Source organism: Azospira sp. APE16 (assembly GCF_047901315.1).
Lineage (GTDB): Bacteria > Pseudomonadota > Gammaproteobacteria > Burkholderiales > Rhodocyclaceae > Azospira > Azospira oryzae.
Window position 1 is genome coordinate 43525 of the sequence record NZ_CP179682.1, and the last position, 22399, is coordinate 65923.

General features: G+C 63.6%; 35 protein-coding genes. 29 read left to right on the plus strand and 6 right to left on the minus strand.

Annotated elements, in window-relative coordinates; translation table 11 throughout:
- Positions 1–155 precede the first annotated feature (155 nt).
- Complete coding sequence (gene can, locus ACLSSQ_RS00185) at positions 156–812, minus strand: carbonate dehydratase (RefSeq protein ID WP_014235906.1); 657 nt, start codon at positions 810–812, stop codon at positions 156–158.
- A gap of 163 nt (positions 813–975) precedes the next feature.
- Here can and ACLSSQ_RS00190 point away from each other — a divergent pair, with 163 nt between their 5' ends.
- A complete protein-coding gene (locus tag ACLSSQ_RS00190; protein ID WP_416243431.1) occupies positions 976–1308 on the plus strand; it encodes a DUF1840 domain-containing protein in 333 nt (110 codons plus the stop codon).
- A gap of 8 nt (positions 1309–1316) precedes the next feature.
- On the opposite strand, the gene ACLSSQ_RS00195 is transcribed toward ACLSSQ_RS00190, so the two are convergent.
- The 3 genes from ACLSSQ_RS00195 to ACLSSQ_RS00205 form a co-directional block, all read right to left on the minus strand.
- Positions 1317–1694, minus strand: coding sequence for a hypothetical protein (locus tag ACLSSQ_RS00195; RefSeq protein WP_014235904.1), 378 nt, complete (start codon positions 1692–1694; stop codon positions 1317–1319).
- Between the two features lie 76 nt (positions 1695–1770).
- Positions 1771–2136: a cupin domain-containing protein gene (locus ACLSSQ_RS00200; protein ID WP_014235903.1), complete on the minus strand. Its 366-nt coding sequence runs from the start codon at positions 2134–2136 to the stop codon at positions 1771–1773.
- A 20-nt stretch (positions 2137–2156) separates the two neighbouring features.
- Positions 2157–3983, minus strand: a complete 1827-nt coding sequence (locus tag ACLSSQ_RS00205) for a M61 family metallopeptidase (RefSeq protein WP_416243432.1) — start codon at positions 3981–3983, stop codon at positions 2157–2159.
- Positions 3984–4032: 49 nt separating this feature from the next.
- On the opposite strand from ACLSSQ_RS00205, the gene ACLSSQ_RS00210 reads away from it, so the two are divergent.
- Entirely contained in the window at positions 4033–4776 is a 744-nt protein-coding gene (locus ACLSSQ_RS00210) for an N-acetylmuramoyl-L-alanine amidase family protein (protein ID WP_416243433.1), read from the plus strand.
- A gap of 22 nt (positions 4777–4798) precedes the next feature.
- Here ACLSSQ_RS00210 and ACLSSQ_RS00215 read toward each other — a convergent pair whose 3' ends face one another.
- Both ACLSSQ_RS00215 and ACLSSQ_RS00220 read right to left on the minus strand, forming a co-directional pair.
- Entirely contained in the window at positions 4799–5287 is a 489-nt protein-coding gene (locus ACLSSQ_RS00215; RefSeq protein WP_014235900.1) for a hypothetical protein, read from the minus strand.
- Positions 5288–5879: 592 nt separating this feature from the next.
- Positions 5880–6593, minus strand: a complete 714-nt coding sequence (locus ACLSSQ_RS00220; protein WP_416243434.1) for a LexA family transcriptional regulator — start codon at positions 6591–6593, stop codon at positions 5880–5882.
- A 205-nt stretch (positions 6594–6798) separates the two neighbouring features.
- On the opposite strand from ACLSSQ_RS00220, the gene ACLSSQ_RS00225 reads away from it, so the two are divergent.
- The 27 genes from ACLSSQ_RS00225 to ACLSSQ_RS00355 all read left to right on the plus strand — a co-directional run bounded on the left by ACLSSQ_RS00225 (position 6799) and on the right by ACLSSQ_RS00355 (position 22398).
- Positions 6799–7128, plus strand: a complete 330-nt coding sequence (locus ACLSSQ_RS00225) for a helix-turn-helix domain-containing protein (RefSeq protein WP_416243435.1) — start codon at positions 6799–6801, stop codon at positions 7126–7128.
- Between the two features lie 2 nt (positions 7129–7130).
- Positions 7131–7571 (plus strand): hypothetical protein, encoded by a 441-nt coding sequence (locus ACLSSQ_RS00230; RefSeq protein ID WP_416244310.1) that lies wholly within the window; start codon positions 7131–7133, stop codon positions 7569–7571.
- A complete protein-coding gene (locus tag ACLSSQ_RS00235) occupies positions 7568–9655 on the plus strand; it encodes a Mu transposase C-terminal domain-containing protein (protein ID WP_416243436.1) in 2088 nt (695 codons plus the stop codon). The genes ACLSSQ_RS00230 and ACLSSQ_RS00235 overlap by 4 nt, the downstream gene beginning before the upstream one ends.
- Before the next feature lie 54 nt (positions 9656–9709).
- The gene (locus tag ACLSSQ_RS00240) at positions 9710–10444 is read left to right on the plus strand and encodes an AAA family ATPase (RefSeq protein WP_416243437.1); all 735 of its coding nucleotides are present in this window, start codon (positions 9710–9712) and stop codon (positions 10442–10444) included.
- Between the two features lies 1 nt (position 10445).
- A complete protein-coding gene (locus ACLSSQ_RS00245; protein WP_416243438.1) occupies positions 10446–11090 on the plus strand; it encodes a hypothetical protein in 645 nt (214 codons plus the stop codon).
- A complete protein-coding gene (locus ACLSSQ_RS00250) occupies positions 11080–11418 on the plus strand; it encodes a hypothetical protein (protein WP_416243439.1) in 339 nt (112 codons plus the stop codon). Before ACLSSQ_RS00245 ends, ACLSSQ_RS00250 begins: the two co-directional genes overlap by 11 nt.
- Entirely contained in the window at positions 11415–11768 is a 354-nt protein-coding gene (locus ACLSSQ_RS00255; RefSeq protein ID WP_416243440.1) for a hypothetical protein, read from the plus strand. The genes ACLSSQ_RS00250 and ACLSSQ_RS00255 overlap by 4 nt, the downstream gene beginning before the upstream one ends.
- 3 nt (positions 11769–11771) lie before the next feature.
- Positions 11772–12662, plus strand: a complete 891-nt coding sequence (locus ACLSSQ_RS00260) for a hypothetical protein (RefSeq protein ID WP_416243441.1) — start codon at positions 11772–11774, stop codon at positions 12660–12662.
- Positions 12659–12895, plus strand: coding sequence for a hypothetical protein (locus tag ACLSSQ_RS00265; protein ID WP_416243442.1), 237 nt, complete (start codon positions 12659–12661; stop codon positions 12893–12895). The genes ACLSSQ_RS00260 and ACLSSQ_RS00265 overlap by 4 nt, the downstream gene beginning before the upstream one ends.
- Before the next feature lie 7 nt (positions 12896–12902).
- Entirely contained in the window at positions 12903–13436 is a 534-nt protein-coding gene (locus ACLSSQ_RS00270) for a host-nuclease inhibitor Gam family protein (RefSeq protein ID WP_416243443.1), read from the plus strand.
- Position 13437: 1 nt separating this feature from the next.
- Complete coding sequence (locus tag ACLSSQ_RS00275) at positions 13438–13578, plus strand: hypothetical protein (protein WP_416243444.1); 141 nt, start codon at positions 13438–13440, stop codon at positions 13576–13578.
- A 2-nt stretch (positions 13579–13580) separates the two neighbouring features.
- Complete coding sequence (locus ACLSSQ_RS00280; RefSeq protein ID WP_416243445.1) at positions 13581–14480, plus strand: recombination-associated protein RdgC; 900 nt, start codon at positions 13581–13583, stop codon at positions 14478–14480.
- A gap of 139 nt (positions 14481–14619) precedes the next feature.
- The gene (locus tag ACLSSQ_RS00285; protein WP_416243446.1) at positions 14620–14952 is read left to right on the plus strand and encodes a hypothetical protein; all 333 of its coding nucleotides are present in this window, start codon (positions 14620–14622) and stop codon (positions 14950–14952) included.
- Positions 14945–15136, plus strand: a complete 192-nt coding sequence (locus ACLSSQ_RS00290; RefSeq protein ID WP_416243447.1) for a hypothetical protein — start codon at positions 14945–14947, stop codon at positions 15134–15136. Before ACLSSQ_RS00285 ends, ACLSSQ_RS00290 begins: the two co-directional genes overlap by 8 nt.
- Before the next feature lie 35 nt (positions 15137–15171).
- A complete protein-coding gene (locus tag ACLSSQ_RS00295; RefSeq protein WP_416243448.1) occupies positions 15172–15447 on the plus strand; it encodes an HU family DNA-binding protein in 276 nt (91 codons plus the stop codon).
- A 68-nt stretch (positions 15448–15515) separates the two neighbouring features.
- A complete protein-coding gene (locus tag ACLSSQ_RS00300) occupies positions 15516–16232 on the plus strand; it encodes a hypothetical protein (protein WP_416243449.1) in 717 nt (238 codons plus the stop codon).
- A gap of 2 nt (positions 16233–16234) precedes the next feature.
- Positions 16235–16765 carry a phage protein GemA/Gp16 family protein gene (locus tag ACLSSQ_RS00305; protein WP_416243450.1) on the plus strand — a complete coding sequence of 177 codons (531 nt, stop codon included), beginning with the start codon at positions 16235–16237 and terminating at the stop codon, positions 16763–16765.
- Positions 16758–16994: a hypothetical protein gene (locus ACLSSQ_RS00310; RefSeq protein WP_416243451.1), complete on the plus strand. Its 237-nt coding sequence runs from the start codon at positions 16758–16760 to the stop codon at positions 16992–16994. Before ACLSSQ_RS00305 ends, ACLSSQ_RS00310 begins: the two co-directional genes overlap by 8 nt.
- Entirely contained in the window at positions 16991–17476 is a 486-nt protein-coding gene (locus ACLSSQ_RS00315) for a Mor transcription activator family protein (protein WP_287874283.1), read from the plus strand. The genes ACLSSQ_RS00310 and ACLSSQ_RS00315 overlap by 4 nt, the downstream gene beginning before the upstream one ends.
- Before the next feature lie 36 nt (positions 17477–17512).
- Positions 17513–18004 (plus strand): hypothetical protein, encoded by a 492-nt coding sequence (locus tag ACLSSQ_RS00320; protein WP_416243452.1) that lies wholly within the window; start codon positions 17513–17515, stop codon positions 18002–18004.
- Positions 18005–18277: 273 nt separating this feature from the next.
- Positions 18278–18814 (plus strand): glycoside hydrolase family protein, encoded by a 537-nt coding sequence (locus ACLSSQ_RS00325; RefSeq protein ID WP_416243453.1) that lies wholly within the window; start codon positions 18278–18280, stop codon positions 18812–18814.
- A gap of 312 nt (positions 18815–19126) precedes the next feature.
- Positions 19127–19327 carry a hypothetical protein gene (locus tag ACLSSQ_RS00330; RefSeq protein ID WP_416243454.1) on the plus strand — a complete coding sequence of 67 codons (201 nt, stop codon included), beginning with the start codon at positions 19127–19129 and terminating at the stop codon, positions 19325–19327.
- Positions 19320–19553, plus strand: a complete 234-nt coding sequence (locus ACLSSQ_RS00335; protein WP_287874279.1) for a TraR/DksA C4-type zinc finger protein — start codon at positions 19320–19322, stop codon at positions 19551–19553. Before ACLSSQ_RS00330 ends, ACLSSQ_RS00335 begins: the two co-directional genes overlap by 8 nt.
- Positions 19554–19561: 8 nt before the next feature.
- Complete coding sequence (locus ACLSSQ_RS00340) at positions 19562–19924, plus strand: hypothetical protein (protein ID WP_416243455.1); 363 nt, start codon at positions 19562–19564, stop codon at positions 19922–19924.
- Positions 19921–20232 (plus strand): hypothetical protein, encoded by a 312-nt coding sequence (locus tag ACLSSQ_RS00345; protein ID WP_416243456.1) that lies wholly within the window; start codon positions 19921–19923, stop codon positions 20230–20232. The genes ACLSSQ_RS00340 and ACLSSQ_RS00345 overlap by 4 nt, the downstream gene beginning before the upstream one ends.
- A 1-nt stretch (position 20233) precedes the next feature.
- A complete protein-coding gene (locus ACLSSQ_RS00350) occupies positions 20234–20791 on the plus strand; it encodes a DUF3486 family protein (protein WP_416243457.1) in 558 nt (185 codons plus the stop codon).
- The gene (locus ACLSSQ_RS00355) at positions 20791–22398 is read left to right on the plus strand and encodes a hypothetical protein (protein ID WP_416243458.1); all 1608 of its coding nucleotides are present in this window, start codon (positions 20791–20793) and stop codon (positions 22396–22398) included. The genes ACLSSQ_RS00350 and ACLSSQ_RS00355 overlap by 1 nt, the downstream gene beginning before the upstream one ends.
- The last annotated feature ends 1 nt before the right edge of the window (position 22399 follow it).

The window sequence follows — 22399 nt, forward strand, 5'->3', positions numbered from 1 at the left end:
GATTGTGGGGGTCAGCAACGGCCCGGACTTTCTTGGGTGGCCCGGGTCCAGCGGCTGGCTGGTCTCAAAGGTGATGCACGCCGGCGGGACGCGGATGGGCGTCCGTTAACGTGAAAAAACCGCCCGTGTTGCGGGCGGCCTCTCCGCAAGTCAGATCAGGCCGGCGAGCCGATCTGGGCGATCGCAGCCTCGTAGGCCGCGTGGGTGTCCTGGTGAGAATTCACCGAAATGTTCATGTCGTTGGCCAGGCCGTCGGCCAGGCCGTAGACCCAGCCGTGCACCGTCAGGTCCTGACCCCGGTCCCAGGCATCGCGGACCACGGTGGCATGGCAGACGTTGAGCACCTGCTCGATGACGTTGAGCTCGCACAGGCGGTCCAGGCGCACGGCCGGGTCGGCGATGGCATTGAGCATGGCCAGGTGCTTCTGGCGCACGTCCTGGATGTGGCGCAGCCAGTTGTCCACCAGGCCGACGCGCAGGTTGTCGAGCACCGCCTTGACGCCGCCGCAGCCGTAGTGGCCCACCACCAGGATGTGCTTCACGTGCAGCACATCGACGGCGTACTGCAGCACCGAGAGGCAGTTCAGGTCGCTATGCACCACCACGTTGCCGATGTTGCGATGGACGAACACTTCCCCCGGTTGCAGGCCGGTGATCTGGTTGGCCGGGACCCGGGAATCGGAACAGCCGATCCACAGGTATTCGGGATTCTGTAATGTGGCGAGGCGGTCGAAGAATTCCGGATCTTCGGAACGAATGCGTTCCGACCATATCCGGTTCTGTTCGAAAAGGTGGTCAAGACTGGATGCCATGCATGGCCTTCCATTACATAATTATGAATAACGGCATTTTACCCCATGGCGCCGGGTAGGTCGAAGGTCGGGGGCAAGCGGTCGGGAGAAGCGTAGAATCAAGACGTGAACGAGGGCGCCAAGCCCAGGCCCGGCGGGCCCTGCCGCCACAGGAGAGCACACCATGATCGTCAAGTTCCAGTCCGTCGCCACCGCCGACATCATCACTTTCGCCGACGTGGCCCGGGCCCTGCTGAAAATCCTCGGCAAGGAGCCCACCGCCCGGGGCGTCATCGTGCCCGAAGACATGACCGAGGCCCTGGCCCGCCTGGCGGCCCTCTGTCACAAGGAAGGGGAAAACGCCGAGGCGGCGCCGGACAGCGGCGTCGGCGTCGAGGCCCACGAACTGGTGGCCCTCTCCCAGCGGGTGCAGCCCTTCATCCGCATGTTCGACCGGGCCCATCTGGCGGGCAAGCCGGTGACCTGGACGGCGGCCAAGGATTTCTACGAAGACTGAAGGCGCCTTCAGCAGCTGCGCATGACGAAGACGATGGCCGCGGCGAAGGCCAGGGCCAGGATGCCGGCTACGGCGATGCGCCGCTGATTGTCCGGGGAGCGCTGCTGGCGTTGTGCTTCCACCAGGTTCACCACCTCGCCGATGAGCACCATGCCGCTCAGGGCCAGGCCGGCGGAGAGGTAGAAAAGGGTGACGATGGCGCCGTTTTCCGAGAGGCGGCACAGGTAGCTGGGGTAGAACTGGGGCTTGGCCAGGGACAGGTAGCCGATGAACATGACCAGACCGGCCGGCACCAGCACGGCCAGTAGCAGTTTCCAGGCGTGCTTGCTGAAGAGCCAGCGCACGCCCAGGATCAGGTCGCCCCACAGTGCCTTGAGTACGGACAAATTCCGCCCTCCCCGTTTGCCATTGGCTCCATCATAAGAGGGGACGGCCTCAGCCGCCATGGGTATTTACCCCGCCTCAGCCGGCGGGTTGGTCCACCATCACGTAGCGTTTTTTCACCGCCTCGATCACCTTGAACACGCCGCTGAAGCCGGCGGGAATGATGGCCGCATCGCCGGGCCCGTATTCCCGTACTTCGCCGCTGTCGGCAATGAGCTGCAGCCGCCCTTCCAGCACCTGGAAGAACTCGTGGCGATGGGCGTGGAAGGCGATCTTCCAGGCCCCTGGCTCGCAGGCCCACACGCCCATGGAAATGCCCTGCTGCTCGTACAGCTCCCAGGTGGTGCGCCGGGGCGGCGTGCCGATACAGCGTTCCGGGGCGGGCTGGTCCAGGGTTGGCGCCGGCAGCGGGTCGGCGAAGTGGATGGCGCGGGGGGCAGTCATGGCGGGCTTCTCCACGATGCTCAGGCGCCGATCCAGCCCTGGCGCAGGGCCTGGGCGGCCCGGTCGGCCTTGGCTGTGAGGCTGAGCTTGGCGGTGTCGGCCGCCGGGGCGGCCAGGGTCAGGCTGGCCTCGATCAGTTCGTCGCGGCGGAAGGCGTGCAGCTTCACCTGATCCCCCGCCCGGTGGCGCTTGAGGCGCTTGTCCAGGGCGGCGGGGGTGAGCTTGAGGCCGTCCCAGGCGATCAGCACGTCGCCGGCCGAGAGGCCCGCCGCTTCCGCCGGGCCGCCGTTGTACACGCTGGTCAGCTTCACTTCGCTACCCTCGCCGCCGGTCTTGGCCCCGAGGACAGGCAGGCTGGAAGTCGCTTCCCAGGCCAGGGTGACGCCGAAGGGCTTCAACAGCCGCTCCAGGGGCAGGTCGCCGGTGCCCGTCACCGCCTGCTTCAGCCAGCGGGCGGCGGCCGCCCCGCCCACCTCGGCCACGGCGGCAAAGACGCTGTTAGGCCCCTCCTCCGCCACGCCGACACCAGTACGGCCATGGCGCTGCCACAGCAGCTGCATCACCTGATCCAGGTTCGCCTTGCCGCCGCTCTCGGCCCGCAGCTTCAAGTCCAGGGCCAGGGCGATGAGGGAGCCCTTGGCGTAGTAGCTGACCACGGCGTTGGGAGCGTTCTCGTCCTGCCGGTAATACTTGGTCCAGGCGGTGAAGGAGGATTCGGCCACGCTCTGCAGGTGGCGCCCCGGGCCCTTTTTCACGGCGCTGGCGGTCTTGGCCAGCAGGTTGAGATAGGTGGCGCTGTCGATGGCGCCGCTCTTCACCAGGCAGAGGTCGTCGTAATAGGAAGTGAAGCCCTCGAAGGCCCACAGCAGGCGGGTGTAGGCCTCCTGGGTGAGGTCGTAGGGGACGAAGGCGGCGGGCTTGATGCGCTTCACGTTCCAGGTGTGGAAATACTCGTGGCTGCATAGGCCGAGGAAGGTGACGTAGGCCTCGGGCAGGGGGCCGCTGGCGGGTGTATTGCTGTTGGGCAGGTCGTCCCGGGAACAGAGCAGGGCCGTGGAGGCGCGATGCTCCAGGCCGCCATAGCCGTCGCCCACGGCCATCACCAGGAAGACGTAGCGCTCCATGGGGGCCTTGCCGCCAAAGAGATCGATCTGCCATTCGCAGATGGGCTTGAGGTCGGCGGCCAGGCGCTTCAGGTCCACGTCCGTGCGGCCGGTGACGGCGATGGCATGGGGGACGCCCCGGGCCTTGAATTCGATGAGGGCGAAAGTGCCCATCTCCACCGGATGGTCGATCAGTTCGTCGTAGTCGGCGGCCCGGTAGCGGCCGAAGCCGTAGAGGGGGGCGGCGCCCTTCTCTCCTTTGGCCACGGGCAGGCTGGTGGCCACCCGCCAGGCGGCGTAGGCCTTGCCCTGGGGCTTCACCAGTTCCACCCGGCAGGGCCGGTCTTCCTGGCCCAGGGCGCAGAGAAAGACGCTGGTGCCGTTAAAGAAGCCGTGGCTGGCATCCAGATGGGCGCCACGCACCGAAAGGTCCCAGGCGTAGACCTCCATGGTCACGCTCAAGGCGGTGCCGGCGGGCACCTTGTCCGCCTGCCAGGTGGCCTTGTCGATCTGGGTCAGGCCCACCGCCTTGCCGCCGGCACTGGCCTCAATGCGCACGATATTCTTGGCGAATTCGCGGATCATGTAGCTGCCGGGAATCCAGGTGGGCAGGGCAAAGCGTTGCCCCGCCGGGTCCGGGTCGGTTACGGTGCACGTCACCTGGAACAGATGGGCCTCGGGCCGGATGGGCACCAGGCGGTAATCGACAGACGGCAGAGCGACGGAAGGAGTTTTCTTGGCCATGGGAATCACGCAGAGTCAGAGTGAAGGGCGGCGGCGCCGTCCCTGGAGCATGGCCGCCATTCTAGCCTGCCTGCTGCTGACCGCCCTCGCCCCCCTCCCGGCCCGGGCCGCCGGCACCGTGGCGGTGGACGTGGGCCACGGCCTGTGGGACTCCGGCGCCATCAGCGCCCGGGGTGCCACCGAATTCGACTTCAACCTCAACCTGGCCCGGGTGCTGCAGCCGGTGCTGGAAGCCCGGGGTCTCACGGTGCAGCCGGTGAATTTCGACGGCGAAATCGAAAGCCTGCAGGCCCGGGTCGATGCCGCCGCCGGCAGCGACTTCCTGCTCTCCATCCACCACGACTCGGTCTCGTCCTTCAAGCTCACCGCCTGGAACTGGATGGGCGAAGACCTGGATTTCGCCGACGAGGACCGGGGCTTCGCCCTCTTCATTTCCCACCGCAATCCCCGGCAGGACGAAAGCCTCGCCTGCGCCTCCGCCATGGGGCGGGCGCTAAGGGCCCGGGGCTTCGTCCCCGCCACCCACCACGGCACCACCGCCGCCGGCACGCCCCGGCCCTGGGCGGACGAGGAGAACGGGGTGCGCTTCTACGACACGCTGTTTGTCATTTCACACGGAACGATGCCGTCGGTGCTGTTCGAGGCGGGGGTGTTGAAGCATCGGGATGAGGAACTGGCCCTGCGGGACCGGAGCCGCCAGCAGGCCATGGCGCAAGGCCTGGCGGAGGGGCTGGCGGTGTGCCTGGGGGAACCCCTGAAAGCAGAGGGCCAGTTGCCTGGCCCCCGGAACTAAGCGGCGGGAAGGCCCGCCCGCATTAGCAGGTGCTGCCGTTGTTGCGGCAGTCGGCGGCAGCCTGCTGCTGCAACTGCTGTTGCTGCTTTTCCTGGGCCCGGTCCACGGAGACGGACTTGCCCATTTCCACCGGCAGGGTGGTGGGATAGTCGTAGCCGGTGCCCTTGTTGTGGTCGATGATGGCGCCGATGCCGCCGCCGAAGACGATGTTGCCCCACATGGAGCCGGCGGCGCGGGAAACGGCGGTAAGCAGGCCGTCCACCAGGCCTTCCTTCTTGCACACCACGTTCAGGTTTTCGCCGCTCTTGCGCACGTCCACCTGGCCCGGGGCCTTGGCGGTCCAAGTGCCCTTGTCGTTGCTGAGGGAGCAGTCCGCGTCGGGGACCGGCTTGCCTTCATAGGAAGCGGTCACGGAAACGCGCTGGTTTTCGGATTGGGTAATGGTGGAACAGCCGGTGGTCAGGCTGACTGCAGCGACAGCGACCAGCAATGCAACTTGCTTGTTTTTCATTTTCTCGCCCTGTGATGATGTGATGACGCGCCGGGATGGCGCATCAAGGCCGGTTGAGCCGGGCGGGATAGTAGGGATTGTTGGATGTCATGTACATATGACGAAGGTGATGTTTGGCGGTGGTAGAGGGGGCGGGCTCTCTGGTGACTCGGGCGTGGAATGAGGTTTGACCGCCGGGTTCCGCGCCGCCGCGCGTGTTCCTTTTCTTGCTTCCCCAAGAAAAGGAACCAAAAGAAGGGGAACCCTCACCCCCGGCCCTGCGGGCTCCCCTGCGCTGCTCAGTCGAGCGGGGCGGCTGCGGAACTCGCCCCCTGCGGGGGCTCAAACAGTCCTCGCCGAAACCCCCCCGCCCGCCTTGCGCTGCTCGGCGGGGGTGGATGGGGGAAACACCACGTGGAGCGCTTGTGGGGAGGTGTTCGTTTTGACGGGGCAGAACAACCGGGATGAGGTGGGATGAATCGGGAGAATCCGGGACAGGGCGCGGGTTTCAGCGCGGCGGGCTCAAAAATCGCGCACCGCTAAGAAATGAGCAAAAACGAGCGGCGCCCGGTAAGTTTTGCGCTGGAATTGTCGGGAAGTAACCGGGGAGTGGTCAGAACCGGCGGCCGGCCCATACAACGCGCCCAACGATGCACACTTCCGAGCCCTCTAGGTCGGCCCGTGTGAGCTGCCATGGGGCGAAGGCTGCGTTATCGCTGGAGATATTCAGGATGCCGCCCGGCATCGCCTGAACACGCTTAACCAGAAGCATCCCATCCATGCGCAGGATGTAGATGCCCTCACGGTCTGGCCGGGTGGCGCTGTGGTCGATCAGGATCACGTCGCCCGAGCGGAGTGTCGGCTCCATGGAGTCCCCTGAAACCCTTATCAGGCGCAGGTCTTCTGGCCTGGTGCCCAGCTCAAAGCGTATCCAATCCTCTTTGAACATCAGGGCATCGTCTGGGGCCTCATGCTCCACCACGGCACCATGACCAGCCGCTGCGCGGACGCTGTTGTAGAGCGGGACTGCAACATATCCAGAGGGGATCGGCTCCTCCGCCAGGTGCTGCGGTGCAGGAGGGGGCTCGGCAGACTCCCTGAACATCATTCCCCCAACGCCAGTCATCAACCAGTTCAGGTTGATGCCGGCCCGTGCAAAGGCTTCCATCGCATCCCTGTTAGGTGCGCGGTAATTGGAGCCGGTGCTTTCGTAGTTCTGGTAGGTGCGGTAAGGAATACCCAAATGAGTGGCCGCCTCCTTCTGGTCCAGATTCCTAGACTTTCTCCACTCAACCAGGCGCTTCTGCATCGCAAACATCTCTTGCATCGCTATTTCCCCTGACAGCGGTGCACGCCAGCGGTGCAAATTGGATTGTGCAATCCAATTTTTAACCTCTTGAATTTTTTAATCATTCTAGTTTTTTCCAAGAATCGCACTCATTCGGCGTAGCGGTGCACGTCAACATCGTTGACGCATCACTCAATTGAGTATTTAATGCCATCTATCGCACAACAACGACGCGGTGCAAAACATGGCAACGAACTGCAATAAAAATACCAGTCAAGACTGGCACCCTGCTGACATCAAAGCCGCCCTTCACAAGGCAGGTAAAACACTCAAGAGCATTGCGGCCGACTACGGTTTGACCAGCAGCTCTACCCTCTCGGCCGCGCTGGTACGCAGCTATCCCGTCAATGAAAAAAGGATCGCCAAGGCCCTGGGGATGCACCCCATGGAGATATGGCCGAGCCGGTACAACGAAGACGGGACCCGGAAGCCCCAAGGGTTCCAAGTTTTGCAGCAAAAGAAGTGTACCCGAGCCGTTACCGGGCGCAATGGCAATGCACGTAAGGCTGCGTGAACATGCCACGCCGGCCTGCTGACAACCTGACCATGGACCTATTCGAGGTGCCAACGCCGGTTTCCCCCCGGCCCGGAGCCCTTCTTATCGGTCAGCAGCTGCGGAGCCTCATCTCCGACCTGCTCAAGGCCTCGCCTCTGAACCGCTACGAAGTGGCGGCCAAGATGTCCGAGTTAGTCGGCCACGAAATTACCAAGAACCAGCTGGACTCCTGGACTGCCGAGAGCCGCGAAGGCTGGCGATTTCCCCTGGAATACCTGCCGGCTCTGGAAGTCGTCCTGGAAACCCATGCCATTACCGCCTGGTTGGCTGACCTGCGAGGCGCCCGCCTTTCCGTGGGCCGGGAAGCCCTAGAGGCCCAACTCGGCAAGGTCAGCCGGATGAAGGATGAACTGTCCCAGCAGGAAAAGGCCATCAAGCGGCTACTGGGAGAAGGCGCATGAACGCCCCCCTTCCCTCCACCGTGCAGAGCTACACCCTTGCCGATCTAGCCACCGCCATCGGCACCCACAAGACCAGCGTGATGCGTCGGGCCGCCAAAGAAGGATGGAACTACGACGAAAAGCCGCACCCTGGTGGTGCCAAGCGTTACTACGCCATGGCCGACCTCCCCGCCGACGTGCGCAAAGCCGTCCAGGCCAAGGCCATGAACAAGGTTCTCCAGGATGCCGGCTCCTTTTTGCCGGCCACTGCCGGGGGAGTCCTCCCCCTTGCTTCCCCGGTGGTGCCTTTTTCTGGAGACCTGTCAGAGCGCCAGCGTGAAGAACGGGACGCCCGTACCGTCATCCTGGCCGCTATCAACCGCCTGCGTGATGAGGCGTCCTGCAGTCAGGAGGCCGCCATCACCACCCTGCTGGTCAATGCCCGGGCAGGAAAGCTGGAGCCGGTGCTGACCAAAATGCTGCGCTCCGCCAAGGATAGCCGCGGCCGTAAAGGTGACGACTTCCCTTCATCCCGAACCATTGAGCGCTGGCTGCAGAAGGGAAAGACAGGAGACCTGGCACCCATCGTCCCAGTGCAGGACATGACGATCAAGCCATGGCATGGCCTTGTCGTCGCACTCAAGCAGCGCCCCCAGGGCTCTTGCATGACCTGGATTCACGAAGAGCTGGAAAAGCAGTGGGACCCTACCTGGGGCGCCACTCCCCCCAGCTATGACGCCGTGCGCCGCTTCCTGGTGAAGAAGTTTTCGGCTATTGATCAGCTGAAGGGGCGCCATACCGGCAGCGCGCTGCGGGCCCATCGCCACTACACCAAGCGCACCAATGCGGGCATGGTCCCCTGGCAGGAAGTCCATGCCGACGGCTGGAATACCCACTTCACAGCCCCCCACCCGATTACCGGCGAATTCGTCACCTATGAGGTCTGGCACTTCCACGACGTCGCCACCCGCTACGTAACACCTCCCGGGATCGACCTCACAGAGCGCTTTGAGGTGATCGCCAGAGGCCTGGAGAACTGCATCCGCACCGGTGGCGTGATGGCCATCCTCCAGACCGACAGCACCCGCATCGTCAAGAACTCCGAGCGCTTCAAGACAAACCCGGCAACCGCCATCTCCGAGCGAGCCGGCATCACCATCGTCCATCCCCAGGAGGTCGGCAACAGCCAGGCCAACGGTATCGCCGAGAACTTCAACACCTGGCTGGACAAGCAGTCCCGGGAACTGGCGACCTACCAGGGCAAGGGGATGGACAGCCTCACCCTCAAGCGGGTCAAGAAAATCACCGCAAAAATGGTCAAGGCTGCCAATGCAGGCGACCTGGAGGCGCGTGACCAATTCCGCCGGGAAGCAGAAAAGCAAGGGAAGGGGCTGGTCTTCACCAGCCACATCGAAGCGGTGGAGTGGATCAACCGGAAGTGCGAGGAATACAACGACCGTCCCCATCGCACTCTTCCCAAAGTGCGGGATCAGCAGCACGGGCGGATGCGCCACCAGACCCCCCGGGAAGCCTTGCAGGGATTCATTGATGCCGGATGGCTCCCGGTTGTAATGGATGAATCCAGCCTCATCGACCTATTCCGCCCTCACGTCCAGGTGCGGGTCACCCGGGAAGCCGTCACCCCCTACAAGGGCATGCGCTTCCATCACCCCGACCTTGGCCACTGGAACGGCAAGGACGTGGTTGTCGCCTACGACATCATGGATTGGCGCCAGGTCTGGGTGAAGGACCTGCAGGGGCGCCTGATCTGCGAAGCCATCTTCTCCGAAGCGACTGGCCATCGCACCAAAACCGCCTACGAAGCCGCAGAAGAGAAGCGCGCCCTGGCCCAGATCAAGCGCAAGGAACAGCAGATCGACAGCATCGCCGAGCGCCACGGGATGGATGCCATCGAAGGCAGCAGCAACCGCATCCCGGAACTTCAAACCATCGACGCCAACGTCCTGCTCAGTGATGCCGAGCTGGTCGAGGTGGAGGCCGCCCATCAGAAGCCGTCCGGCGGCTCCGTGTTGGACCTGGCCATGTGGCTTTACGCAGAAGAGGAAGACGGGGCGGACGCCCCAAATAAGGCGGCCGCCGGCTAGTTACAGCTAACCGGCGGCCATTTGAAACACCACTTGCAATAAGGAGTTTATTACATGAAACACCACTTCGTCAGAACCGAGAACCACCGCCGCTTCATGAGCATCATCTCCCTACTGGAAGGCCGGGGCTCTTCCGAGCGCTGCATCGGCCTGATTACCGGTGACCCGGGGGTTGGCAAGACCCGCACCGTGGATAACTGGGGCAGCGATGTGGATGCCGTCCTCCTGGAAGGCATCTCTGGCATGAACCTGCGTTACATCAAGGATGCCCTCAAGCACGAAACCGGCGTTACTGAACGCGGCAATTTTGAAATGCTGAAAGCGCTGGTGAAGCACTTCAAGGAGAGCGGCGCCCCCATCATTCTGGACGAAGCCCACCACGGCCTGGCTCTGAAGGCCGAGTGCATTGAATACCTCCGTCGCCTCGCTGAAAAGGCCGAGGTCATGCTGATCCTGGTGTGCCACACCAGCGAGAAGCACCGCTTCAACAAGCCTGGCCTGGAACACATCTCGACCCGAATCGGCGGCATCTGCGAACTGCAAAAGCCGACGATCGAAGACACAGCCATCTTTGTGCGGGAACTGTGCGAGGTGGAAGTCGCCCCTGACCTGATCGCCGAAATCCACAAGCAAAGCTCCGCCCGTTACCGCCTGATCGGCGACGCGGTGGCCAACATCGAGCGCATCGCCGCCAAGATGAACAAGACCGCCCTGCAGGCCGCCGACGTTTCCGGCTTCGCCCTCTGCCAGGACTGGGAAAAGTCCCTCAAGTACAAGGGGGCCCGCTGATATGTCCGAGAAGGTCGACCGTCCCCCAAGGGGGCTTCCTTCGGGGCGTATCAAAGGCATCACCCAGGAGGTGCTGGAATGCATCCATTCCGGTGCCACTGATATGGATGCCCTGGCTCTGGCCCTGGGTCACGCCAAGGGGGTTATCAGCCATGCCACGCAGCGCCTGAAGCGGCGGGGATTCATTGCGGCGGCCATCCCTGGGAAATACAGCGTTACCGAAGAGGGCCTCCGCTGGATCACTTCGGGAGTATCCATCAAGCCTGGGCAGTCCCTGAAGAAGCGGAGCAAGACCCGGGGCCTGCGGGCTCGGGCCTGGTGGGTGCTGCGGGCACGGGGTTCAGCAAGCCTGGTGGATTTGCTTCACACCCTCGCCGGACCCAACGCATCCGCCACAGCCAACAATTTGGGCAAGTATCTGAGGGCCCTGCACTGGTCCGGTTTCCTGCGCCCCCAGGAGCGGCGTCAGCACACCGGCACCTCGGGGACCATCGGCTACGTCCGTTACAACCTGGTCCGCGATAACGGCCGCCTGGCCCCGGTAGAGCGCCGGAAGGGGAAGGAAGTATTCGACCCCAACACCGGAGAGGTGTTTCCCATCGTGAAGCCTGGCAGCGATGTCGAGGGGAGCAGTCATGCCGAATGATCCCCGCGACCCGCGAGTGGTCGCCATCGCGCATGCCGCCGTGAAGGCAGAGAAGTCAGTTGCGGCAGCCGCCGCCCAGATCGGCTACAGCCGCCCTGCGCTGTCTCGCTACCTCAATGCCGATTGTGCCAATCCCAGCAACATCGAGAAGTCCATCGTCGAGCGCTACGACCGGCGGGTGTGCCCCCACACGCAGTCGGAAGTCACCTCCGAGGTCTGCCAGAAAAAGGCCCTTTGCCCGGAGCCGTTCGGTGGCGCAGAGAAGCGCCGCCACTGGCTTGCCTGCCAGACCTGCCCCAACCGACCCGAGAAGGGAGACCAGCAATGAACCGCGCACAGCAAGGCATCGCCCCCAACGTCTTCCCGTTCCTTGGGGTGACTGTCATCAATCCCGGTACCGAAGGAGCGGACATGCCCGAGGCCAAAGTCTTCACCCCCGTTTTCCTGCTCCGCCTGGCCGCCATCACTGCGGCCGAGCGGGAGATTCGTGCCATGGGCTACTCGGTGGCCTGGACGGCCCTGGCCGGCCAGCTGCCGGAGATTTGCGTCACCCGTTCCGACAAGACCATGGCGCCCCTGCTGGATCGCCTGACGAACAAGCGCTTCCAGGAGAAGGAAGGCAAGACCGTCGTGTCCGGCCGCTTCATGGACTGCTGCGTCTTCTGGACCGAGGACTAAGCCATGCACCAGCGAATCCTCCAGGCCATCGCCAAGGCCACGTCACAGCAGCCGGATCGGCTTGACCACCTGGCCAAGCGTCTGGGGATTCCTGAGTCGCAGGCTGCCTCCCTCATTGAGGAGCTGTACGCGCAGCGGGCAGTGAATCAGGCCCGCATCACCCGCAAGGGCGAGTCCTTCCTGGCCATCTGGCCGACCAGCCTGCCGGCGCCCAGCACCGGCTACGCCTTCACCATCAATCCGAAGAAGCGCCCGCCATCGGGCTCTTTCACCCGGCCGCCGCGGCCGGAGAGAGGAAACACCGTGAGCAATGAAGCCCCTAGAAAACAGAAGGAACCCACCGAGATGATGGCCCAGCTGCTATCCGTCATGGATTTGGCGACCCTTGAAATTCCCATGACTCCTGGAGACATCAGCGAACTGCTTGGCAAATCCCAAGCTGCCTGGACCAAGGCCATGGATTTGCTGCTGGAGCGCAACGTGGTGGCCATCACCGACAACCCTAATCGCAAGGGCTCCAGGGCTTTCTACCTGGTGTCTCCCACTTCTCCTTCCGGGGCTGTTGCCACCCCGGCCGACCAGGCGCAGGTGTCGGGCAACAACAGCGTCAGCGACGGCACTGGTGCCAACCTTTCATTGGTGGCCGCCGCCGTATCCACTCCCACCCCGGGGTCTGCAGTTGCCGCTGCAGCCCCCGGGGCGGATACGTCCTCCGAGCAGGAGGTCAGCTTCGCCATCCATGACGACGGCCGCCTCTCCATCACCGACGACGCCCAGGTCATGGTGCTGCCGCCTTCCGCCACCCGGCGCCTTGGCTACTTCCTGGGCTGCCTGGAGATTACGGCCTGGCCGCCCCGCTTCGACCCCCAAGTCATCGAGGAGACCAAGGCATGAAACCCGGAATCGCCGTGCGCGTAACGGGGCACCGCCCCGGCCGTGAGCAGATTGCCCACCTTCAGGATCGGACAGGCGTCATCTGCGACGCCAGCGCCTTCAAGCTCCTGCCCGGTTTCGTGGCCGTCGCTCTCAACTACCGGGACGGCACCCCCCAGGGCAAGCGCCCCAACCTGACTCTTTTTCACCAGGACGAGCTGGAAGTCCTGGCCCCCCAAACCGTTACCGAGTGAGGAATCTATGACTGCCAAAAAGACCCGCATCAAGACCGCCGCCGCCACGGCCTTTGTCCCCCAGACCCGGGAGCAGACCGCCGAGGCCATCCGCGAGATCGGCGAACGCCAGCGCGAACTGACCCGCCTGACTGCCGACATGAACGACGAGCTGGCCCGTGTGAAAGAACGCTGGGAAATCCAGGCCGAGCCCCACAAGTCCCGCATCGAGATGCTGACCAAGGGTGTCCAGACCTGGTGCGAAGCAAACCGGGACCAGATCACCAACGGCGGCAAGGTGAAAACCGCCGCCCTCACCACCGGGGAAGTCGCCTGGCGCATGCGTCCCCCGAGCGTCCGTGTGGTCGGCGCCGAGGCGGTGCTTGACCTCCTGCGCCGCCTCGGCCTGACCCGCTTTATCCGCACCAAGGACGAAGTGAACAAGGAAGCCATCCTCAACGAACCGGAAGCCGTGGCCACCGTGCCCGGCATCAGCATCCAGCAGGGCGAGGACTTCGTGGTGGTTCCCTTCGAGGCGGAGCTGGCCGGGGAGGCTGCCTGACATGAAAAAGGTCCGTGATTTCCTCGCCATGGCCGGCCTGTCTTTCGCCATGGGCGCCTTCATGTGCGTCGGCTTCAAGGCGATGGACTGGATCATCCCCAGCCCGCCGAAGACCGTCACCTTCAAAGTCACCAGGAGCTGACCATGTTCCACAACGCCATGATCTACCGCCTGCCGCCGGCCTGGAGCATCACGGCCCAGGCCCTGAACGAGCAGCTGCAGCGCCAGCGCTTCCAGCCCTGCGGGAAGATGGACCCGCAGACCAAGGGCTTTGTACCCCCGGCCGGGGATGCCCTGGCCTACACCATCGGCAACCAGGCCTTCCTGCTGGCCCTCCAGGTGGAGGCCAAGCTGCTGCCCTCGGCCGTGATCAATCGCACCGCCCAGGAGCGGGCCGAGGAACTGGCCGTGCAGCAGGGCTACCCGGTAGGCCGCAAGCAGATGAAGGAGCTGCGGGAGCGGGTACGTGACGAACTTCTGCCCCGTGCCTTCACCCAGTGCCGCCGCACCATGCTCCTGATCGATGCCCAGGACGGCTGGCTGGTGGTGGATGCCGGTAACGCCTCCAAGGCCGAGGAAGCCCTGGAGCTGCTCGGCAAGGCCCTGGACAACTTCCCCCTGGAGCGCCTCAACACCGCCATGTCCCCCACGGCCGCCATGACCGAGTGGCTGGCCAGCGGCGAGGCGCCGGAGGGCTTCACCATCGACCGGGACTGCGAAGTGAAGTCTCCAGTGGAGGGCAAGGCCACCGTCCGCTATGTCCGCCACACCCTGGAAGGTGACGACGTGCGCCAGCACATCGCCGCCGGCAAGCTGCCCACCCGCCTGGCCATGACCTGGAACGATCGCATGTCCCTGGTCCTCACCGAAAAGCAGGAAGTGAAGCGCTTGGCGTTCCTGGATGTGGTCAAGGAACAGGCGGAAACGCAGGCAGAGAACGCCGCCGAAAAGTTCGATGCGGATCTCGCCATCCTCACCGGGGAGCTGCGCCACTTCATCCCGGCCCTGGTGGAAGCGCTTGGGGGGGAGGTGCTGAATGCCTGACCGTCAAGACGCCCCCGTCCAGTGCTGCCGCTGCCGTAACAAGCACCTGGAATCGGAACGCCCCTACGTCCCAAAGAAAGGCTGCCAGGGTGTTACCCAGTCGGTATGCCCGCGCTGCTACTGCAGCAACTACTTCAACATGACTCCCATGCTGGCCTGGTGCTGGAAATCCGGCTTGATCGAATTCGGCGAGGTTGCACCGAATGATGAGGCGGATGGCAGCGGCTGCATCGTCTTTGCCTCGGGGCCTGATGCCTTCCTGAAGGGGCGCGTCAGCGTCCTGGCCCGACATGGCCAGGGGGCCAGCGCCGGCAAGCTGCTTATTCCCGGAGTTCCCGAAGCGGAAGGAAAAATGGCGGCTGTTGATGCCCTTCGTGCCTGGGTCGCCTGGGCTGCGAAGGGAAACGGCAGCCGCCGGAGTAACGGTGTCACCTTTTTCACCAGCGGCACCCGGGAGATGTTCCATGGCTGATGCCCTGCCCAATTTAACCGCCCAGGCCGAGCTGGCCCAGGCGGTGGCCATGGTCGGCCGCCTACTGCCCGAGGGCGTCTCCGTGAGCTTCTACCGCCCGGAAGGTGAGGCCCGGGTGGCGGTGGAGGTCACCGGCCCCGATGGCGCCACCGACACCCACTGGGCGGACCAGGTCGGCCACTGATTTTTCCCGTAGCAACCAACCACAAGGAGCAACACATGAACCAAGCCGAACTGATCGCCAAGGTCGCCGAAGTCTCTGGCGCTTCCAAGAAGGACGTGGAGGCCATCCTCAAGACCACGGCCGACGTGGTAACCAACCAGCTGCAGGAGGGTGATGCCGTCGCCTTCCCCTCCCTGGGCCGCTTCACCGTGAAGGACCGCCCCGCCCGCACCGGCCGCAACCCGAAGACCGGCGAGGACGTGCAGATCGCCGCGAAGAAGGCCCCCGGCTTCTCCGTCTCCATCACCCTGAAGAAGGCCCTCAACCCCTAACCCGAGTCCCCTGACTCGGCGGCCTCGGAAACGGGGCCGCCCGGCCAGAAGACTTCCAGGAGAACAGCATGAAAGAGCGTCCCATCATTTTTTCGGCCCCAATGGTTCGGGCCATCCTAAGCGGCCGAAAGACGCAAACGCGGCGGTTGGTGAAGCCTGCAGCTGGCCGCCAAAGCGAATGGCTGACGTCTGGCCTTATCGCAAGAAGCCCTCGGCTGACCATTGGTAGAACGAACCCGGACGGAATTTTTGGTGCGCAGATGGATCATCCACGCGGTGGGCCGCTTGGCTTCGTAGCCTGCCCCTACTATGGACAGCCTGGCGACCGGCTGTGGGTGCGGGAGGCGTTCGCGCTGTCCGTCTTTGATCCTGATGGGCTTTCTCCCGAAGACGATCCCGAAAACTACGACGTGATCTACCGTGCAGACCCCGAACAACCGGGTGGCGGCTGGGCCGACAGCAACGGCAATGAAATTTCTGCGCCGTGGAAGCCCTCCATCCACATGCCCCGCTGGGCCAGCCGCATCCTGCTGGAGATCACCGCCGTCCGGGTGGAGCGCCTGCAGGAGATCAGCGAGGCGGATGCGCTGGCGGAGGGCATCGAATCTCTGACCGGCGACAAGACGATCTACCACTGGGATTTCCCGAAGCCGAGGCCACCGCATGCCGTCGGTGGGTACAAATCAGCCCGAGACGCATACACGCAGCAGTGGGTGGTACTTAACGGCCGCGAGTCGTTGGATGCCAACCCCTGGGTGTGGGTGATCGAGTTCAAGCGAGTCTAGTCATGGCCATGCTCCCCGCCGACCAGCTCAAGCGCCGCATCGTCGCTATCCGCACCCGCCGCCACCAGGTGGCCGAGCTGCTGGACGATGCCGCCTACCGTGCCCTCCTGCAGCGCACCGCAGGCGTTAACAGCACCACCCAGATCAAGCGTCTCGCCCAGGCTGACACCGTGCTGCGCGAGTTCGACCGCCTGGGCCTGGGCCAGCCCGCCAAGCGCCGGCCGGTGCAGGCCGACAAAAAGCCCGCGAACGAGTGGGCCTTCGTCTTCAGCCTGCCGGTGGAGACCCAGGCCCTGGCCAAGAAAATCTACCGCTGCGCCCAGAAGATCGGCGCCCTGCAGGAGCCCAAGGTTCGCATCATGCCCAAGGCCTGGGTGGAGGGGATCATCGCCCAGTCCAAGGGCTACGTGCGCAACGGTGAGGTGTGCAAGGTGGTGGCTCCCCTGGAAACCTGCGGCCCGGTGCACATGCACGTGCTGATCCAGATTCTGGAGAGCTGGGCGAAGAAGCTGGAGGAAGCCAAGCATGCATGACTTCATTGTTTTCTTCGCCGGCGCCATGTGCGGTGCTGCCGTGGCGCTCTGGGCAGCCTTCCACTACGCCTTGAATCTCCCAGCCAGAAAGGTTGACTTCCAGGTAACGCCGGAGGCCATAAGCACCCTCAACGAACGCCTGGTGTATGCCTGGCTGGAACATCGCGGCCTGATGTGGCAACCCAAGGGACTGGAGCAAAGCCAGATATTCAAAGGAGCGAAGAAGTGACGCCTGAAGACCTCCAGGAAATCCGCCACCTTCCATCCTTCCCCAGGATCGCCGAGGAGCTGATCCAGGTCGCAGGCCTGGAAGCCACCGCCCGCCTCATCTCGGCCTGGCCCGGGCAGGAGTATCCCTGCCCCAAGGTGTTTGGCCGCTACAGCGCAAAGGGGCAGCGCCGCTACGACATGCTGCAGGAGATCGTGGGCGACCATGCCGCCCGCCGGATCGTGATGCACTGGGGGGGCGGGATTCTGGATGTTCCTTCCTGCAAGGACGCACTGTGGGCCAAGACCCACGACAAAATCCGCAGCCACTACGACCGCCTGGTCAGCAGCGCCGGAGGCTACAGCCACCGGGAGGCCGTCTTCGAGCTGGGCCTGACGTACAACCTGGCCAGCCGCACCATCGAGCGCGTCATTTCCCAACCGTCCAACCCGGATGGCTCCCCGATGCCGCCGCCGGATGACAGCCAGATGCCCTTGTTCTAATTCATTTGCATGAGCCAAAATAAGGTAGGAGGTCACATGAACGAACAAACCGTATGTCCCCACTGCCAGCACGTGCGGGAGGAAAATGAACAGCAGGTTCCGTCTTGGCAGTGTCCGGGATGTGGCCGCAAATACTATGAGAAGGATGCCCCGTCTGGATTGCTTTACCCTGCAAGCTGGAAAGCCGAATGGCGAAATACCGATGAAAAAAATAAGGTTGCATTGGTTTTTACATTGGCCATTGCCCTAGTGGTACTGGCTACAAATTGGGGGAGGCTGCCAACCCCATCGGTACATAACAGCCAATGGGATGGATCTGTTTATCAGGTTGAGGCTTACCTGAAGAGCAATCTGCGGGACCCCGATTCCTATCAGGGAATCGCTTGGGGAAAGGTCACTCCAAAAGACGGTGGCTATAGCGTCTACCACCGCTATCGGGCCAAGAATGGCTTTGGTGGTTACGTTGTCCACGAAGATATGTTCTTTATCGACCAGCAAGGAAACGTTAGGAAAGCTGTCCAGCGCTGACCAGCCCCTCCTACCCTCTGAGCCCCGCCTTGTGCGGGGCTTTTCATTTGGCTGCCGACAGCCATCCCCCTGCTGTTCCATACCCGCGCCCGTAGCATTGGCCCATGGCCTGCCGGGACTGCATCCACTACGAGAAATCCGGCGACGAACGTCGCCGGGGGCTTGATGGATACGGTTACTGCAAGGCTTCTCCATCCCTGGAGGGCCGCGCCCGGTTCTTTTCCGACGACGGTCCATGTTGGCTTGTGCCGAATCGTTACGAGGAAAAGCGCCTTGGAGCTTAACCGCATCACCATCGCCGCCCTGGGCTTCTCTGCACTCGGCCTCGGCGGGCTTGCCGGCTACGAAGGCTGGGTAAGTACTGCAACCCAGCCCCTCCCGGGCGACAAGCCTACCTATGCCTTCGGCAGCACCACCCGGCCGGATGGCTCCCCCGTCCAGCTGGGAGACAAGATCACCCCCCCGGCCGGCCTGGCCCTGATGGTTCGCACCGTGACCATGAAGGAGCAGACCCTCAAGGGCTGCATCAACGCCAAGCTGTTCCAGCACGAATACGACGCCTACGTCAGCCTGGCCTACAACGTGGGCGCCGGAGCGGTCTGCGATTCGTCCATCCCCGGAAAGCTGGAGCGGGAGGAATATGAAGCGGCCTGCCTGACCATCCTGGACTTCGACAAGTTCCGCGATTGCACCAAGCCCAGGGTGCAGAACCCAAAAACGGGCAAGTGGGAGTGCCCCCTGGTTCGGATTCCCGGCCTGACCAAGCGCCGCCAGTCCGAGTACCGCCGCTGCATGGGAGGTCCGTGGTGATCCGCATTCTTGCCTACCTTTCCGTGGCCTTCTTCCTCGGAGTCTGTGCCGGATACCTGTGGGGCGATTCGGCCGGGGATACCCAGTGCCAGGCCGGCAAGGTCGGCGCCCAGGAGGCCGCCATCGAGCGCCACGACAAGGCTGCTGAAGTCGGCCACCAGGTCGAGGTCAAAACCATCCAGTCCGAAACCAAGCAGGCCGAACACACCCAGCGCCTGGTCACCGAGGGCCGCGCCCATGTCAAAGAGAATCCTTCACCTCCTGATTGTCGCCTTGACGCTGACGGCATGCGCCGCTGGCGGTCAGCAAACCATGGTGCCCAGGCTGACCCCGCCGGCCAGCCTGACGACGTTACCGCCGGAGCATCTGCCGGAGCCGGCCAGCAACCATCTGGACGATCTAACGGAGAACCACGTGATCTCGGCGGGCCTGTATCACCTGGCCAGGGAGCGGCTGAAGGGACTGGTGGAGTGGATCGAGAAGACCAACAAGGAACTCCGGGGTGATGAGTAAGCGCGCCTTCGATCAGGCCAGCGAACTGGAGCAGGCCGAGCGGCAGGCTGCCTGGCAGGCCCACCACCAGATGATGGAAGCCCAGGCCGCCACTCCCTCTGCCAAGCGCTGCGCCGTCTGCCATGACCCGATTCCCCAGGAACGCCGGGAGGCATCCCCCGGCTGCCAGACCTGTGTGCATTGCCAGGCCGAGCTGGACGATGCACTGAACCGACACCACTACTGAGAAAGACCATGCCCATCCAGTTTGAACTGTGGCACCTCATTTACGTGACCATCGCTTTCCTGGGCATGGTCTTCGGCTTCGGCAAGCTGCTCCTCTGGCAATTCGACAAGCGCCTCGATGAGCGCTTTGTAGCGCAGGAGAAGGCCCGTATCGAAGGCATGGGGCACTGGGACCAACGCTTCAACAACTTTGAAAACACACTTAACGAAGCTGGAAAGGAATGGCGTCGTGTTGAGCGTGAGCTGATGGAACTGAAGGTCGAACTGCCGCACAAGTATGTCCGGCGTGATGACTACGTCCGCAATCAAACCATCATCGAATCCAAGCTGGATGCCATCTACAAGGCCCAGTGCAAGGGAGCCCTGCAATGAACATCGACCAAGCCAAAGTGCGGCGCGAATCTCTGCGCTGGTACCTGATCCTCGCCCTCTACAACGCCCGGCCGGAGCCGGTGTGTGAAGACGTGGTCCAGATGACCATGCGGGCCATCTATCCGGACGTGACGCCCCTGGAAGTCCGCCAGCAGCTCGACTACCTGGAGGACCGGGAGCTGGTGAAACTGCGCAAGGAACCCTCCGGCCGCTGGTGGGCCGATCTGACCCGCGTCGGCACCGACGTGGCCGAGTACACCGTGGAAGTCGAGCCCGGGATTGCCCGGCCCGAGAAGTACTGGGGCTGACATGGCCAAGCGCAGCAGCGTCGAAGCCCTGCCGCCGGAGGTGAAGGCCTGGCTGGTGTCGGCCCTGATGGAAAAGAACTTCTCCCAGTACCTGGCCTTGGAAGAGGAATTGCGGGAGCGGGGATTCCAGATCAGCAAAAGCGCCATCCAGCGTTACGGCAAGCCGTTGGAACGCCGTCTGGCGGCCATCAAGGCCAGTACCGAAGCCGCCCGCATGCTGACCGAAGGCGCGGCCGATGACCAGGACGCCCGCTCCGAGGCCGTGATCGCCCTGGTCCAGACCGAGCTGTTCGAGACCCTGGTGAACCTGCAGGAGGCCACCGATGCGTCCATCAAGCCGGAGCAGCGGGTCAAGCTGCTCTCCACGGCGGCCAAGAACATCGCCACGCTCTCCCGGGCCAGCGTGAATCTGAAGAAGTACCAGGCGGACGTGCGCCAGGCCATCCGTCAGGAACTGCTGAATGAGCAGGCTCAGGAGCTGGAGGCCAGCTTTAAGGCTGGCGGCATGAATGAAGAGCAGGTCATGTTCTGGCGTAAGAAATTCCTCGGGGTTCCATGATGGCTCTCAAGCCATCCTCCAGCACCTTGCGCGTCGTCGAGTGGGACGAGCTGCCGGAGTCTGTACGCCAGATTCCCTCAAGCCTGAACCCCCTGACCGCCGGCATCCTGATGGCTCACCAGGCCGAATGGCTGGGGATTCAGGCCCAGATCAAGTTGTGCGAGAAAGGCCGCCGAACCGGCATCACCTTCGCCGAAGCCCTGGACTCCGTCATCACGGCAGCCTCTCGCAAGAGCGCCGGGGGGATGGACGTCTTCTACATCGGCGACACCAAAGAGAAGGGCCTGGAGTTCATCGGTTACTGCGCCAAGTTCTCCCGGGTCATCGCCGAGGCCCAGGCTTCCGGCGTCAGCGAAATCGAAGAGTTCCTGTTCGATGACCAGGACGAACACGGCAACACGCGCCAGATCAACGCCTACCGCATCCGCTTCGCCAGTGGCTTCAAGATCGTGGCGCTGTCCAGTAACCCGGCCAACATCCGGGGCCTGCAGGGCAAGGTCATCATCGATGAGGCGGCCTTCCACCGTGACGTCGCCACCGTCCTTGACGCGGCCACCGCCCTCCTGATCTGGGGCGGCCGCATCGTTATCATCAGCAGCCACAACGGCAAGAGCAATCCCTTCAACGGGATGGCGACCGATATCCGGGAGGGGCGCTACGGCGACGACGCCGTGGTCTATAAGGCCACCTTTGACGATGCCGTGGCCAATGGCCTCTACGAGCGCGTGTGCTTTATGAGCGGCGAGACGCCCACGCCCGAAGGCAAAGAGCGCTGGTACAAGAAAATCCGAAACGCCTACGGTCCCCGCAAGGCCCAGATGCGCGAGGAGCTGGACGCCATCCCCCGGGACGGTAACGGTGTGTGCATCCCCGGCGTCTGGATCGAGGACGCCATGGTGCCGGGCCGGCCCGTCCTGCGCCTCGCCCTGGATGACGACTTCACCAAGCAGCCGGTCTATCGCCGCGACGCCTATGTCGAGGAATGGATCAACATCCACCTTGCGCCGGTCGTCGCCAAGCTAGACCCGGCCATGCGCCACTTCCTGGGCATGGACTACGCTCGCCACCGGGACTTTTCCATCATATGCCCCATGGGAGTGGATCAGGCAAGGCGCCGGGACGTCCCCTTCGTGGTGGAAATGCACAAGGTGCCGGCCCGGCAGCAGAAGCTGGTTCTCTTCTTCATCATCCGCAGCCTTCCCCGCTTTGCCGGTGCCGCCCTGGATGCGTCCGGTAACGGCGAAACCCTGGCAGAAGACACCGCCGATGAGTTCGGCCGGAACCGCATCGAGCAGGTCAAGATCAGCCGCAACTGGTACGGCGCCTGGATGCCCAAGTTTGTCCAGCTATTCGAGGACGGCACCATCAGCCTGCCAAAAGACGATTCCCTGCAGCAGGACATCCGCGCCATCGAGACCGTCGATGGCATCCCCATGATCGTCAAGGCCCGCTCCCAAGACCTCAAAGACCCGGAGCTGTACCGGCACGGCGACTTTGCCGGAGCCGGCGCCCTGGCCAACTTCGCCACCCTGGAGGTCGCATCCGGCCCCGTATCGGTGGTTTCTCGCCCCCGTAATACCCGGGGCGGCATTGCAGACAGGTACTGAC

Coding starts and splice junctions, on each gene's coding strand:
- can (WP_014235906.1), bottom strand. CDS start 812: ATGGCATCCAGTCTTGACCACCTTTTCGAACAGAACCGGATATGGTCG.
- ACLSSQ_RS00190 (WP_416243431.1), top strand. CDS start 976: ATGATCGTCAAGTTCCAGTCCGTCGCCACCGCCGACATCATCACTTTC.
- ACLSSQ_RS00200 (WP_014235903.1), bottom strand. CDS start 2,136: ATGACTGCCCCCCGCGCCATCCACTTCGCCGACCCGCTGCCGGCGCCA.
- ACLSSQ_RS00205 (WP_416243432.1), bottom strand. CDS start 3,983: ATGGCCAAGAAAACTCCTTCCGTCGCTCTGCCGTCTGTCGATTACCGC.
- ACLSSQ_RS00210 (WP_416243433.1), top strand. CDS start 4,033: ATGGCCGCCATTCTAGCCTGCCTGCTGCTGACCGCCCTCGCCCCCCTC.
- ACLSSQ_RS00215 (WP_014235900.1), bottom strand. CDS start 5,287: ATGAAAAACAAGCAAGTTGCATTGCTGGTCGCTGTCGCTGCAGTCAGC.
- ACLSSQ_RS00220 (WP_416243434.1), bottom strand. CDS start 6,593: ATGCAAGAGATGTTTGCGATGCAGAAGCGCCTGGTTGAGTGGAGAAAG.
- ACLSSQ_RS00225 (WP_416243435.1), top strand. CDS start 6,799: ATGGCAACGAACTGCAATAAAAATACCAGTCAAGACTGGCACCCTGCT.
- ACLSSQ_RS00230 (WP_416244310.1), top strand. CDS start 7,131: ATGCCACGCCGGCCTGCTGACAACCTGACCATGGACCTATTCGAGGTG.
- ACLSSQ_RS00235 (WP_416243436.1), top strand. CDS start 7,568: ATGAACGCCCCCCTTCCCTCCACCGTGCAGAGCTACACCCTTGCCGAT.
- ACLSSQ_RS00240 (WP_416243437.1), top strand. CDS start 9,710: ATGAAACACCACTTCGTCAGAACCGAGAACCACCGCCGCTTCATGAGC.
- ACLSSQ_RS00245 (WP_416243438.1), top strand. CDS start 10,446: ATGTCCGAGAAGGTCGACCGTCCCCCAAGGGGGCTTCCTTCGGGGCGT.
- ACLSSQ_RS00250 (WP_416243439.1), top strand. CDS start 11,080: ATGCCGAATGATCCCCGCGACCCGCGAGTGGTCGCCATCGCGCATGCC.
- ACLSSQ_RS00255 (WP_416243440.1), top strand. CDS start 11,415: ATGAACCGCGCACAGCAAGGCATCGCCCCCAACGTCTTCCCGTTCCTT.
- ACLSSQ_RS00260 (WP_416243441.1), top strand. CDS start 11,772: ATGCACCAGCGAATCCTCCAGGCCATCGCCAAGGCCACGTCACAGCAG.
- ACLSSQ_RS00265 (WP_416243442.1), top strand. CDS start 12,659: ATGAAACCCGGAATCGCCGTGCGCGTAACGGGGCACCGCCCCGGCCGT.
- ACLSSQ_RS00270 (WP_416243443.1), top strand. CDS start 12,903: ATGACTGCCAAAAAGACCCGCATCAAGACCGCCGCCGCCACGGCCTTT.
- ACLSSQ_RS00275 (WP_416243444.1), top strand. CDS start 13,438: ATGAAAAAGGTCCGTGATTTCCTCGCCATGGCCGGCCTGTCTTTCGCC.
- ACLSSQ_RS00280 (WP_416243445.1), top strand. CDS start 13,581: ATGTTCCACAACGCCATGATCTACCGCCTGCCGCCGGCCTGGAGCATC.
- ACLSSQ_RS00285 (WP_416243446.1), top strand. CDS start 14,620: ATGACTCCCATGCTGGCCTGGTGCTGGAAATCCGGCTTGATCGAATTC.
- ACLSSQ_RS00290 (WP_416243447.1), top strand. CDS start 14,945: ATGGCTGATGCCCTGCCCAATTTAACCGCCCAGGCCGAGCTGGCCCAG.
- ACLSSQ_RS00295 (WP_416243448.1), top strand. CDS start 15,172: ATGAACCAAGCCGAACTGATCGCCAAGGTCGCCGAAGTCTCTGGCGCT.
- ACLSSQ_RS00300 (WP_416243449.1), top strand. CDS start 15,516: ATGAAAGAGCGTCCCATCATTTTTTCGGCCCCAATGGTTCGGGCCATC.
- ACLSSQ_RS00305 (WP_416243450.1), top strand. CDS start 16,235: ATGGCCATGCTCCCCGCCGACCAGCTCAAGCGCCGCATCGTCGCTATC.
- ACLSSQ_RS00310 (WP_416243451.1), top strand. CDS start 16,758: ATGCATGACTTCATTGTTTTCTTCGCCGGCGCCATGTGCGGTGCTGCC.
- ACLSSQ_RS00320 (WP_416243452.1), top strand. CDS start 17,513: ATGAACGAACAAACCGTATGTCCCCACTGCCAGCACGTGCGGGAGGAA.
- ACLSSQ_RS00330 (WP_416243454.1), top strand. CDS start 19,127: ATGGTGCCCAGGCTGACCCCGCCGGCCAGCCTGACGACGTTACCGCCG.
- ACLSSQ_RS00335 (WP_287874279.1), top strand. CDS start 19,320: ATGAGTAAGCGCGCCTTCGATCAGGCCAGCGAACTGGAGCAGGCCGAG.
- ACLSSQ_RS00340 (WP_416243455.1), top strand. CDS start 19,562: ATGCCCATCCAGTTTGAACTGTGGCACCTCATTTACGTGACCATCGCT.
- ACLSSQ_RS00345 (WP_416243456.1), top strand. CDS start 19,921: ATGAACATCGACCAAGCCAAAGTGCGGCGCGAATCTCTGCGCTGGTAC.
- ACLSSQ_RS00350 (WP_416243457.1), top strand. CDS start 20,234: ATGGCCAAGCGCAGCAGCGTCGAAGCCCTGCCGCCGGAGGTGAAGGCC.
- ACLSSQ_RS00355 (WP_416243458.1), top strand. CDS start 20,791: ATGGCTCTCAAGCCATCCTCCAGCACCTTGCGCGTCGTCGAGTGGGAC.